10 protein-coding genes are annotated in these 12,649 nt (G+C 57.3%); 4 read left to right on the top strand and 6 right to left on the bottom strand.

Features of this window, described 5'->3' with window-relative positions:
* Window positions 1-132: 132 nt before the first annotated feature.
* The 6 genes from HGO40_RS17065 to proV all read right to left on the bottom strand — a co-directional run bounded on the left by HGO40_RS17065 (window position 133) and on the right by proV (window position 7,586).
* A complete protein-coding gene (locus HGO40_RS17065) occupies window positions 133-1,623 on the bottom strand; it encodes an aldehyde dehydrogenase (RefSeq protein WP_250963968.1) in 1,491 nt (496 codons plus the stop codon).
* A gap of 1 nt (window position 1,624) precedes the next feature.
* A complete protein-coding gene (locus HGO40_RS17060; RefSeq protein WP_250963967.1) occupies window positions 1,625-2,527 on the bottom strand; it encodes a dihydrodipicolinate synthase family protein in 903 nt (300 codons plus the stop codon).
* A gap of 131 nt (window positions 2,528-2,658) precedes the next feature.
* A complete protein-coding gene (locus tag HGO40_RS17055) occupies window positions 2,659-3,978 on the bottom strand; it encodes an NAD(P)/FAD-dependent oxidoreductase (RefSeq protein ID WP_250963966.1) in 1,320 nt (439 codons plus the stop codon).
* 316 nt (window positions 3,979-4,294) lie between these two features.
* Window positions 4,295-5,323, bottom strand: a complete 1,029-nt coding sequence (gene proX, locus HGO40_RS17050) for a glycine betaine/L-proline ABC transporter substrate-binding protein ProX (RefSeq protein ID WP_250963965.1) — start codon at window positions 5,321-5,323, stop codon at window positions 4,295-4,297.
* 54 nt (window positions 5,324-5,377) lie between these two features.
* Window positions 5,378-6,331 (bottom strand): glycine betaine/L-proline ABC transporter permease ProW, encoded by a 954-nt coding sequence (proW, locus tag HGO40_RS17045; protein ID WP_250963964.1) that lies wholly within the window; start codon window positions 6,329-6,331, stop codon window positions 5,378-5,380.
* A gap of 94 nt (window positions 6,332-6,425) precedes the next feature.
* Complete coding sequence (gene proV / locus HGO40_RS17040) at window positions 6,426-7,586, bottom strand: glycine betaine/L-proline ABC transporter ATP-binding protein ProV (protein WP_250963963.1); 1,161 nt, start codon at window positions 7,584-7,586, stop codon at window positions 6,426-6,428.
* 333 nt (window positions 7,587-7,919) lie between these two features.
* Between proV and HGO40_RS17035 the strand changes: the two genes are divergently transcribed.
* The 4 genes from HGO40_RS17035 to HGO40_RS17020 all read left to right on the top strand — a co-directional run bounded on the left by HGO40_RS17035 (window position 7,920) and on the right by HGO40_RS17020 (window position 12,377).
* Window positions 7,920-8,888, top strand: coding sequence for a LysR family transcriptional regulator (locus HGO40_RS17035; RefSeq protein WP_250963962.1), 969 nt, complete (start codon window positions 7,920-7,922; stop codon window positions 8,886-8,888).
* 275 nt (window positions 8,889-9,163) lie between these two features.
* Window positions 9,164-10,399 (top strand): aromatic ring-hydroxylating oxygenase subunit alpha, encoded by a 1,236-nt coding sequence (locus HGO40_RS17030; RefSeq protein WP_250963961.1) that lies wholly within the window; start codon window positions 9,164-9,166, stop codon window positions 10,397-10,399.
* A 99-nt stretch (window positions 10,400-10,498) separates the two neighbouring features.
* A complete protein-coding gene (locus tag HGO40_RS17025) occupies window positions 10,499-11,392 on the top strand; it encodes a dihydrodipicolinate synthase family protein (RefSeq protein ID WP_250963960.1) in 894 nt (297 codons plus the stop codon).
* A 97-nt stretch (window positions 11,393-11,489) separates the two neighbouring features.
* The gene (locus HGO40_RS17020) at window positions 11,490-12,377 is read left to right on the top strand and encodes a DMT family transporter (protein ID WP_250963959.1); all 888 of its coding nucleotides are present in this window, start codon (window positions 11,490-11,492) and stop codon (window positions 12,375-12,377) included.
* Window positions 12,378-12,649 lie beyond the last annotated feature (272 nt).

Raw genomic sequence — 12,649 nt, 5'->3', positions numbered from 1 at the left:
TTGCCCGCTGTGCCGGCCTCATCGCGAGCGAGCTCGCTCCCACAGGGTCATGTGTACGCCGGAGGAATGTGGGAGCGAGCTTGCTCGCGATGAGGCCAGTACAGCCGCCACAAAATCGCGATCTCGAACAGGTTATGAAGCATCAATCCAGATGGTCTTCAGCTCGGTGTACTGATCATGCGCCCAGACAGATTTGTCGCGTCCCCCAAAGCCAGACTCCTTGTAGCCGCCGAACGGCGTGGAGGCGTCGCCTTCACCGAAGCAGTTGACCGTGACCACACCCGCACGAATCTCCCGCGACAGGCGCAAGGCGTTACGCAGGCTGCCGGTGTAGGCGGAGGCCGCCAGGCCGTAGACCGTGTCGTTGGCCAGCTCGATGGCTTCGTCGATCGTGCTGAAGCTGGTCACGCTCAGGACCGGTCCGAAGATCTCCTCGATAAACAGGCGACTGTCACGCTCGACTCCATCGATGATGGTCGGCTGCACGAACACGCCGGACTCGGTCTCGCCACCTTGCATCACGTTGAGTTTGTGCTCGGCTGCGTATTCCAGATAAGAACGTACTTTGTCGAAATGGGTTTTGCTGATCATGGCGCCGAGGCGATTTTCAGGATCGAGCGGGTCACCCATTTTCCAATCGCGCAGATGCTTGCCGATCAGTTGCAGCAGCTCATCCTTGACGTCTTTATGGACAATCAGCCGCGAGGAGGCCGAGCAGTTCTCGCCCATGTTCCAGAAAGCGCCGGCCGTCACATACTGGGCAACCTGATCGAGGTCTTCGCAGTCATTCATCACCACGGCGGGGTTTTTACCCCCCAGTTCCAGCACCACGCGCTTGAGGTTCGACTCGGACGCGTACTTGAGGAACAACCGGCCCGTGTCGGTCGAACCGGTGAAGCTGACCATCGCCACATCCATGTGCCGACCGATTGGCTCGCCAGCCTCCCGGCCGCCGCCAGGGGTAATGTTGAATACGCCTGGCGGAATACCGGCCTGATGGGCCAGCTCGGCCACACGCAGCGCGGTCAGGGTGGTTTCCTTGGCCGGTTTGACCACGATGGAACAGCCCGCAGCCAAGGACGGGCCGATCTTCCAGGCCAGCATCAACAGTGGGAAGTTCCACGGCAGGACCAGGCCGACGACGCCGATCGCCTCGCGCACCACCAGGGTGACGGCACCGTGGCCGGTCGGCGCGGTGCTGTCATACACCTTGTCGATCAACTCCGCATGCCAGCGCAAGGTATGGATGGCATCGGGCACATCGACGTTCTGGCATTCGCTGACAGGCTTGCCGCTGTCCAGGCTTTCCAGCACGGCGAGTTCGTGGGCGTTGTCTTCCAGCAATTGGGCGAAACGCAGGAGCACCTGCTTACGTGCGCCGGGTGACAGCTTATGCCAACGACCATCCTCGAAGGCTTGCTTGGCGGCCGCCACGGCAACGTCGACGTCACGGGTATCGCACGCCGCGATCTCTGCAAGCTGCTCACCCGTGGCCGGGTTCGTCGTGATGAAGGTTTTTCCAGAGAGGGCATCACGGAACTCGCCGTTGATGAACGCTTGGGTAGGAAATTTCAACTGGGCGGCGATGGCCGCGTACTGTTCTTTGCTCAGTAAATCAGCCATTTCAGACACCTCCAGTGATCTGCGCGATGTTGCGCTTGAGCTCGGTGACGACGCCTTGCAGGGCCTGCTTTTCCTCAAGGTCCAGGCCATGCAGAGGGGCGCGCAGGCCACCGGTGCGCAAGCCGTTCAGTTCACAGCCGTACTTGATGGACTGGACAAATTTTCCGCCCTCCAGGAAGTCCATCAGCGGCATCATCGCCGCCATGATGCGTCGGCCTTTGTCGAAGTCCTTTTCCACCACGCAGGCCTCGTACAACGCGACGTGCTCGCGGGGAATGAAGTTGGAACCGGCACACACCCAACTGCGGGCGCCCCAGGCGAAAAATTCCAGGGCTTGATCGTCCCACCCGCAAGACAGGGCGATGTGTGGGTACTTGCAGGCCAAGCGGTGCATCTGGGCCATGTCACCGGAGCTTTCCTTGATGGCGACGATATTTTTCACATCGCTGACTTCGTCAAAGAACTCCTCGCCCATGCTCACACCCATGCGGCCTGGATAGTTGTAAAGCATGATGGGTAGACCGGCGGCGCGGTCCACGGCCTTGACATGCAGGGCGATCTCTTTTTGCGTCGGCAGTGCATAGGGTGGCGAGCCCACCAACAACGCATCGGCCTTGATGGCCTTCGCCGCTTCGGCGTAGGCGACCGAGTCTTCGGTGCGGATGGCGCCGGTACCGACGATCAGTGGCAGACGCCCGCGCAATACGTCCTTGGCCTGGGCGGCCAGGTCGAAACGCTCCTGGGCGGTGTGTGCGTAATATTCGCCAGTCGAGCCGCCGATAATGATGCCGTGGACCTTGGAGTCGACCAGATACTCCAGGACTTCGGCGAAGGCGGTCTTATCGATACTGCCGTCAGAGGTCAGCGGCGTAACGGCCGGTGTGTAAATGCCTTCAAACTTCATTGATCTCGCTCCAGTTAGTGTCAATGCCTATCAAGCGGCGCTAGCCAGTCAGCGCAGCCTTTTTAACCAAGAGAACCGCTCGCAGAAGATCGAGCGAGCAGCTCCAACGTCTTCAAGTTTCTTCGATATGATTAACTTTCTTTACCAGCGCGGTATTGCCCCCAGCGCAAACTTATATTGACGCCCGCTGAAACCAGCGGCGCGGGTGGGTTAGGGCAGGGGCCGGGTGATTTCAAGACAAAATCAATGAGCTCGGATTGTTCTCCAGCCAGCCAATCCGCCAAGAGTTTGCCGGTCGCCGTCCCGCGGGTAACACCCAGTCCGTTGCAGCACAGAGCTCCATAGACGTTGGGTGAAAGTTCGCCGAAATAACCCATATGGTTACGTGAAAGAGCCAGTGCGCCGCCCCAGGTATAGTCGATGTTCATTTCAGGCAGCATGGGAAAGCGTTGTTCGAAAGAGGCCTGGTGCCTGGCGACAAAACGTTTCAAGTATTTTGCATCGCTGCGGCCGTCCGGGTTGAAGCTGAAACTATTACGGATCAGAAGACGGTTATCCGGTGTGCGACGTACCGTAGTACCGAATGGATCCGCAGGAATGACGCCCCAATAAGGCCGGCCACCGAGGCGAGCCTGTTCTTGCTCGGTCATGGGGCGGGTCAGGCTGGCGTAGGTGAACACCGGCAGCATGCGGCCCTTCAGGAAGCCGAAACTCATGCCAAAGGCATTATTGGTCAGGATCAGTTTGTCCGCGGTAATTGAACCCGCGGCGTGCGTGAGTACTGTCTTGGTGCCGTATTCCACATGGGTGATCGCGGTGTTTTCGTATAGCGTCACGTTGCTGGGAAGGCTGTCGGCCAAGCCTTTGACCAGCGCCGAAGGCTGAAGCAAAGACGTCCCTGGCGTAAATAACGCCTTGCGGTAGAAATGCGTGCCGATATGTTCGGGCAGTTCGCTGGCCTCGATCATCTGGTAGGGCTGATCGAGTTTATCGAGTCCGCGACGGTAGGCCTCCAGGACGGCGATGCCCCGTGGCTCAACGGCTGCCTGGTATTTGCCGCAATGCTTCATTTGGCAATCGATGCCGTGGCGTTCAACCAACTCTATTAAATAATTCAGGCCACTCAGGTTAAGTTTCAGTGTGGTTTTCGCCGTGGCGATATCGCCGATGTAGTCCTCGGCAGCGATGTCATGGGGCAGGTCGATAGCGAACCCTGCATTACGACCGGAAGTGCCAAAGCCCACTTCCTGGGCGTCAATCAACACGATCTGATCGTCGGGGAAGTGAGTCGCGAGCTGCCGGGCGGCGGCAAGGCCGGTGAAGCCGGCACCGCCAATCACCCAACGGGCACTGCCATGGCCTTGATGGGCGGGCTTGATCTGGCGCCCCTTGCTCAAGTGGTACCACCCGCAAGATTGATCATCGGCAGGCAATGAAGATACTTTTAACATTTCAAGATCCTGTTCATTCAACCGATCCGATGCCAGTCATGCAAAAAAAGCTGTTTGGTAACTTCAAGTGAACTGAGTATTTAACGGCCGTAACGGTTAAGTTTTTTGCAGTTTTAATTGGCTGTAGGGCCAGCGCCAAATTTATTCTGGTGATTGCTTGATATCCAACAACGTTTAATAGAGGAAACAGATAATCCTCCGTTATAAGTAATCGAAACGGGCCTTTCGGTTGGCTTTTACTGATTAAATTCTACGTGGAACGGAACGTCATTAAAGGGGCGGGGCAGTCATCGACTTGTCCCGCCTCTTATCTGTATTAATTTTTTGTTTGTGTCGCCGCAGCGCGAGCGGTTTGCAACCATGCATCAAATTGCTGGCGATGGGCTGCCACCCACTCCTTGGCGTGACGGCGGATATCCGCTGGCTTTTTCTCACCTTCTTGCATTTTCAAGTTCTGGGCGCTTTCGTCAGCCGTGGTAATTTGCATCACCGAAAGGAACTTCAAGGCCGCCGGGTTTTTCTCGGCGAAGTCTTTGTTCAGCACGGCCTGGATTTTGTCTACCGCAAAGCCAAGGTTCTTGCCCTTGTACAGGGTGTCGACAGTATTGTTGCCATCAGGCAAGTCGGTTTTCGGTACTTCCAGCCACACCACGTCCTTGTCTTCGACCAAGACAGTGGCGATCCACTGTGGGACCCAGGTGAAGTACAGAATCGGCTGCCCTTCCTTATAACGAGTGATGGTGTCCGCCATCAGTGCGAAATAAGAACCCTGGTTGACGGTGACCGTCTTTTCGAGGCCGTAGGCCTTCATGTGGTGCGCGATGACCAACTCGCAGCCCCAGCCAGGATTGCATCCCGTCATGTCCGCCTTGCCGTCGCCGTTGGTGTCGAACAGTTTGGCGATTTCCGGTTTTTTCAGGTCGGTGATGTATTTGATGCCATGGGCGTCGGCGGTCTTTTTGTCGATCAAATAACCTTGGAGTACGCCGGGCATGATGTCGCCCGCCTTGACCATGGTCTTGTCGCCCCCGGCCTGCTGGTAGAACTTATCGTGCAACTTGTCCCACAAGTGCACCGTAAAGTCCGCGTCACCGCTACTCAGCGCCATCATCATGACGCCGTACTCGGTCTCCTTGGGTTCCTGCACCTTGTAACCCAGCTCTCGAAGACCTTCCATGGCCACTTCACCGCGGAATCGTTCCTCTGCGATAGAAGGGAAGATGGGGGTGATTTTTACACCGTCGCCCGGTTGGTTGGCCGAGGCGTTTGCGTAAAGCGACATCGCCGCTATGGCGAGGGCTGTAGCGCAATTGAGAATGCTGCGGGAAAGCTTGAATTCAGACATCTTCGCGTACCTTTTTGGTTTTATCTTCGTGTGCGGCAGATCGAATACGGGGGTTTAAGCTGTCTTGCTCCTTCCCACCGGTTGTTTCGCCCCGAACAAGCGCAGAACAAAGCCGACAGGACCGGTGTGATACCAGCGCAGGCTCGGGTCGGCCCCGGTGCGAGCGCCCATGGCCTGGGTCAGTCGGTCAAGGAAGATGGCGAGCAGCACCAGGCCAGTCCCGCCGACCGTGGCCAAGCCCATGTCCAGGCGACCGATGCCGCGCAGGACCATTTGGCCAAGGCCGCCCACCGAGATCATCGACGCGATGACCACCATCGACAGCGAGAGCATCAGGGTCTGGTTGAGTCCAGCCATGATGGTGGGCGTCGCCAGGGGCAACTGGACGCGGGTCAGCATCTGCCGCGGCGTGCAGCCGAACGCGCGGGCCGCTTCTATCTTGTCCTCCGGGACCTGGCGGATGCCCAGGTTCGTCAGGCGCACCAGAGGGGGGAGGGCGAAGACAATGGTGACAAGGATGCCCGGCACGTTGCCGATGCCGAACAGCATGACGACAGGGACCAGGTAAACGAACGCCGGCAATGTCTGCATGGCATCGAGTACGGGCCGCAAGATTCTTTCCAGGTTGTCGCTACGGGCGCAGAGAATACCCAGGGGTATCCCTAGCAAGGCGCAAAAGAAGACTGAAGTCAGTACCAGCGCCAAGGTGGTCATCGACTCGGACCAGACACCGATAAGGCCCAGCAGGGTGAGCGTCACAAAACACAGCAAAGCCATGCGTTTACCGGCCAGCTGCCATCCCAGCAAGGAAGACAGAATGATCCCGATGCTGGGTGGGATGCTCTGCAACGTGTACTCGACGCCGTTCAGTACCTGGTCAATCGGCCAGCGGATGGCGCGGAACACATCGCGAAAGTTGTGTACCAGGAAATTCAGGGTGCTTTCCACCCAGTCACCCAATGGAATAGTGAGGACTTGAAACGGGTCGAGAAAACTGAACTCGGACATCAGGGTTTACCTCTTCATCATCACCGCAGCGGCGTTATGAAGGCCGCAGGTACTTCAGGTCAGGGACGCGCCAGCGTAGAGGGGCGCGCCTGGATTAATGGCGGCTCAGCGTTTGCAGTAACTCGCTCTTTGATAGCGTCCCGGTGAGGGCGCCCGAACGGTCGAGTACAGGGACCGGGTAGGGCAGGGTGGCTGCGATTTCCAGTACTTCGTGCAGGGGGGTATCGGTAAAGACGGGATGCTGTTGGTGCTGGGTGTAATGCGTGCTGCCACCTGCGCCGCTGGTATCGATATCCACGACCCCGAGCAATTGCCCGCCTTCATCGATCAAGTAACCGAACGGGAGGCCGGCCTTGAACTGTGGCGCTTGGCCGTTCAGCTTGCGAACCCATTCCGGATCGAGCCTGGCCACGTCGCCTGCCTTGAGGATCCGGGAGCTGTCGAAGCCTTTGAAGAACGTGCGCACATAGTCATTGGCCGGTTGACTGATCAGCTCTTGAGGCGTGCCGATCTGTACCACCTGGCCGCCCTCCATGATCGCGATCCGGTGACCGATGCGGACGGCTTCCTCGATGTCGTGGGAAATGAAGATGATGGTCCGCTTCTGCTCGGCTTGCAGGCGAATGAGCTCTCCCTGCATCTCGCTGCGGATAAGCGGGTCCAGGGCGGAAAAGGCTTCGTCCATCAAGAGGATGGTCGGGTCGTTGGCCAGCGCGCGGGCCAGGCCTACCCGTTGTTGCATGCCGCCGGAAAGTTGATGCGGATAACTGTGCTCCTGTCCGGCAAGACCGACTTGGCTGAGGGCTTCCCTGGCACGGCTATGCCGTTCCTTTTCACTGATGCCGGAAATCTCCAGGCCAAAGGCGGTGTTTTCCAGGACGCTCATATGCGGCATCAAGGCGAAGGACTGGAACACCATGCCCATCTCTTTGCGGCGGACGTCGAGAAGCGCTTTGTCAGCCAGCCCGGTAATTTCTCGACCGTTAAGATAAATGCTGCCGGAGGTGGGTTCGATAAGGCGGTTGAACAAGCGCACCATCGTCGACTTGCCAGAACCTGAGAGCCCCATGATCACAAAGATCTCGCCACGCTTGACGGCAAAGCTGGCGTCGAAAACACCGATGACTTGGCCTGTTTTTTCAAAGACTTCTTTTTTGCTTGCCCCGGCGTCGAGCATTTTCATCGCCGTTTCAGGTTGTGCGCCAAATATTTTAAAAACGTTCTTAACAGAAATGATTTCGTCTGAACTCGTCATTGCGTCCCTCCTTTGCGTGTAACGCTACAAGCGCACGAAATCGAATTGAGCTCGAGCGTTGGTAATTTAGGCGGGCAGGAATAAAAGATGGATATGCGCATGACATGTACCTGTTTTTTATTGTTTGCCCTTGGGCTCGGGCTTTTTTTCAATCTATAAGTATCCTGATTTTAAATCCAACAACATTTACAGGGCTTTATGGATAACCTAACGTTATCCAGACCCGCCGAAACGACCGCCTTGGTCCAATCACGACGCGTTGGTATGGCCTGGGCTAGGCTATTGAGTTAGGCTCCGCCGCTTCCGCGGATGACAGGAGGATGAGGGCTTACCATGCTCAGCAGACACGTAGACCCTGATACATTGCTGCTTAGAATGCCTTCCCTTCGGGCTGTCAGAGCATTTGTCGCCGCCGCTAAATATGAAAGCTTCACGCGGGCAGCGGAGGCGCTGTGCGTATCGCAAGCCGCGATCAGTCGGCAGATTCGAGAACTGGAGGACTCGTTGGGCGCTCAACTGTTCATGCGTGCCGGGCGCACGGTAGAACTAACCGCCGAGGGAAAGATTTTTTTCGAGGCGGCGCAACTGTCCTTCGTTAATATCGCACAGGCGGCTGAAAGGATTCGTACCGCGCCGACGCAGAAACATATCCTGACGGTTTGTTGCTCACCGGCCTTTTCTGCATTGTGGCTGTCAGAGCATCTTCCGGAGTTTCGTGCGACTAACCCGGATATTGAGTTTAACCTGATTACCACTCAGAACTTTGTGAATATGGAGCCGGGCGTAGAGCCGGACATCATCATTTCAAAAATTCGCAAAGTGGGAGACGGGTACAAGAGTTATCAGTTGTGCCACGATATTATTTATCCTGTTTGCTCTCCAGCGTTTTTGGACGCGCATCCCGAACTGACCTCGCTGGAAGGGGTGCGCGATTCTTCGCTGCTCAACCTGAGTCCCTATGGACGGTCGGGCGTGGCTGAACATGTGGATTGGGGGGTATGGCTGGCCTTTCTGAACGTTGATATCGATGAGCGTCCTTCCGACTGTCCGCCTATTTTTCATGCCAATGATTACAACCTGATCATGAACATGGTCCTGACCCATCAAGGCGTCGCACTGGGCTGGAACCAGCTGGTCGGGGCAATGGTCGAGCGAGGGCAGCTCGTTCGCCCTGTCGAGCATCAAGTGACGCTTCGAAACAGCCTTCATTACGTGGCCTGCAATGAACGGACTGAATACGAAGATGCCTGCCGGAGAGTGCGCGACTGGATCCTTTCGAAATTTTCCAGGTGGAGCGTATAAATTCCCCCGCTTCCTTCAAGTCTTCTCGGTCGGTAGCGATGGTCGGCACGGTATTTTCTGGATTCGCTGGGTCATAACGCTAAGTTATCAGTTGAACGACGAAAATGTAGTTTTGCCGGCTGGGCAGGCTACCGTACCCTTCGTGTTAAACATGGTTGAAAAATATTAATTCAACGGCGGCGTTGGACATTCCAGCGCGCAGGATCCGTTGGCCATGACACCGTTTTCTGGGCGTACTTGCCATTAACCGTCAGGTTGATGTGAAGAGGATAATAATGAATACCAAGGCATCCGTGATCGGCCTGATTGAAAAACGTAAGGCGCGCCACGCGCTTCCCCGTGAACTGTATATTGAACCTGAGGTTTTTCGTCAGGATCTTGAGCAGATTTGGCACAAGGATTGGATCTTTGCGGGGCATACTTTCGAGCTTGAAAAGCCCGGGCAATACTTGACGCTGCAAATCGGCGACTATCCTGTCTTGATCATCAGGGATAAAAGTGGCCAGGTCCGGGCTTTTCATAATGCCTGTCGTCATCGTGGTTCTAAAGTTTGCGAACACGCCCAGGGTAAAGTCGCGAAACTCGTCTGCCCTTATCATAAGTGGACGTTTGAACTGGATGGCAATCTTTTGTTTGCCGGTAATATGGGCGCCGATTTCGACAGGTCTCAATACAACCTGAAAGCTGTTCATTGTGAAATTGTTCATACCTATATTTATGTCTGCGTCGCTGACGAGGCGCCTGAGTTCGAAAGTTTCAGGCACTCTGTAAGCCCTTTCATCGCCCCCCATTTCCTCGATAACTGCAAGGTGGCTTTCGAGTCAAACCTCATCGAAAAGGGTAACTGGAAGCTCGTATTTGAAAACAACCGCGAGTGTTTCCACTGTGACGGTACGCATCCCGAGTTGATGAATTCTTTTGTCGAGAACCTTTCGGTGGCCGGGGTCGGGGGCGAAGATGATCCAGAACTGACCGCCCACTGGAATCGCTGCGAAACCGCGGGTATGCCCAGCAAGCTGGTCATGGATCCGAATGGCCGTTTTCGTATGACGCGCATTCCACTGTCCGCAGGCGCCGTGAGTTACACCATGGACGGTAAACCTGCCGTGGCGGGACGCTTGGATAAAAGCGGCGAGCCGGATATTGGCGCCTTGCTCTACCTTAACTATCCGTCTACCTGGAACCACTTTCTCGGCGATCACGCCTTGAGCTTCCGGGTGCTTCCGATCGGCCCCGGCGAAACGCTGGTGACGACCAAATGGCTGGTGCCCAATACTGCCGTTGAAGGTGTGGACTATGAGATTGACCGGCTGACGAAGGTCTGGCTGGCCACCAACGATCAAGACCGGCGTTTGGTAGAAGGCACGCAGGCCGGTGTGACCTCGCCGACTTACGAGCCGGGACCCTTTTCGGACATTGCGGAAAATGGCGTGTGCCAGTTCGATGATTGGTACTGCGAAACCATGCTGACGCGCCTCCAGGCCCAGATTCCACTTGAATCGGTGAGCTGATTTTCCTGAGACGATATGTGTTGCCACTACTGCGTGCAAACAGCCCGGGAAGGGCTGTGGGTGCGTCCGATCAGGAAACAAGAAAGGGGGCACGACCCAATGTCCGCATTCGCTTTTTCCGGCCTCAACCTGGCCGTGACCACGCCGTTCGATGCCCAAGGCAAGATTGACTATCCACGCTTCGAGACGTTGCTCGAGCGCTATCTGGCTGCTGGCGTCCAGGGTTTTGTCCTGAGCTCGGGGACTGGCATGCATGTCTACCTGAGCCAGGAAGAGTCCCGACAACTGGTGGCCTTCGGCGCCAAGGTCCTCAAGGGGCGTGCTCGCGTTATTGTGCAAACCTCTGCCTTGTTGGCGGACGAAGTGGTGCAGCGCACCCGTCATGCCGTTGAATGTGGCGCCGACGGCGTCATGGTGTTGCCACCGTTTTTCGAAGGCCCGACCGACGACCAGGGCATCGTCGATTTCTACTCGACGGTGTCTGAGACCGGGTTGCCGATCATAGGCTACAACGTGCCCCAGGCGGTGGGCGTAGAAGTGACCCCGTCGCTGTTTCGCCGGCTGAGCGAGATACCCCACTTCGTCTCGGTCAAGGACAGCAGTGGTGACCTTGCCGCCCAAGCCTCGCTGATCCGCACGGGGCTGCCGACGATGAATGGCGCCGACGCGCTGGTACCCTACGCGCTCTTCGCCGGCGCCGCGGGCTTGATCTGGGGCGGGGCGAACATGGCCCCGCGCGCTTGCGTTGCCGTGGTGGAGGCTGCCATGAAACAGGACTGGGCACGTGCCCGGGAGGTTTGGCGGTCGATCGAGCCGGTGATGTCGTTGATCTGGCAGGGTGACTATGTGCAGTCGGTCTACGCCGCTGCCGAGATCACTGGTTATGGGGCGGGGAATCCGCGTCGGCCCTTGGCGCGTTTGTCCGCCGATAAAATCGATGTGCTCAAGGTTGCCCTTGCGCCGTTGATCGCGCTCGAGTCTGAGCTCGCCTGACAACCGGGCCCGGCTTACGATGACGCGAATGGCGTGCCGGGGCATGGATGATGCCTGGCGTCACGAAGCAACAATTTCCCTCCAGATGGAATGATCCATGAGCAATCAGTCGGACAGCGCTGCACGAGCTTATGACGTTCCCAGGCCCCAGTTCGGCATTCTCCTGTGCCTGCTCTCCATGCTGGTGTTTGCCAGCCAGGATGGGATCACCAAGGTGCTGGTCAAAGACCTTCCCGTCGCGCAGTTGGTGATGGTGCGCTATTGGGCGTTCCTGGCTTTTGCTGTCGGTTATAGCGTCTATCAGGGCAGCCTGCGGACCGCGTGCCGAAGCCGCCATCCTTGCCTGCAGGTCATCCGTGCATTGGTCGGGGTGGGTGAAATCGTGCTGTTTGGATGGGGGCTGCGCTATTTGGGACTGGCGGAGATGCATGCCCTGTATGCGGTGTTCCCTTTGATGACACTGGCGTTGGCTGGGGTGTTCCTGGGTGAGTTCATCGGCGTGCGTCGATGGGTTGCCGCCGCCGTGGGCTTCGCGGGGACGCTGGTCATCCTTCGGCCTGGCACTGGTGTCTTCGAACTTGTAGCGCTGATTCCGCTGGCGTCTGCCTTGGGATTCGCGGTTTTCAGCGTGCTGACGCGTCGGATCAGCCAGCATGATTCGTTCGCCACGAACATGCTGTACATGGGCTTCTTCGGCGCGATCACCATCACTTCGGTAGGTCTTCCTGGATGGGTGGCGCCGAGCCCGACGCAATGGGGCTTGATTGCGGTGCTGTCCACGACAGGCGTGGTGGCCCAGCTGTTATTTCTCCAGGCGCTGAAGTATGCAACCGCGGCCACGCTCCAGCCGTTCAACTACACGCTGCTGGTGTTTGCCACGCTGATTGGCCTGTTGGTATTCGGCGAGCTGCCAGACACCTGGACGGTGGCGGGGGCGTGTCTGGTGATTGCCGGTGGCATGTATGCGATCAAGGCGAAAGGGTAGTGGCCTGGCAGATACCGAGCAACACAGACATTGCGTACCGCTCAAATCCACTGTGGGAGCAAGCTTGCTCGCGAAAGCGGTATGCCTGTCACTGGGATGCTGGATGTGCCGCCGCCATCGCGAGCAAGCTCGGCTCCCACAGGGTTTTGTGGTGAATGCAGATATCGCTGACACCACAAGTCCACTGTGGGAGCGAGCTTGCTCGCGAAAGCGGTGGGCCTGTCACCGGGATGCTGGATGTACCGCCGCCATCGCGAGCAAGCTCGGCTCCC

This window comes from Pseudomonas sp. CG7 (assembly GCF_023701885.1).
GTDB lineage: Bacteria > Pseudomonadota > Gammaproteobacteria > Pseudomonadales > Pseudomonadaceae > Aquipseudomonas > Aquipseudomonas zanjanensis.
Note: the sequence above shows the minus strand (reverse complement) of the source record. Positions and strands in the feature narration are given on the sequence as shown.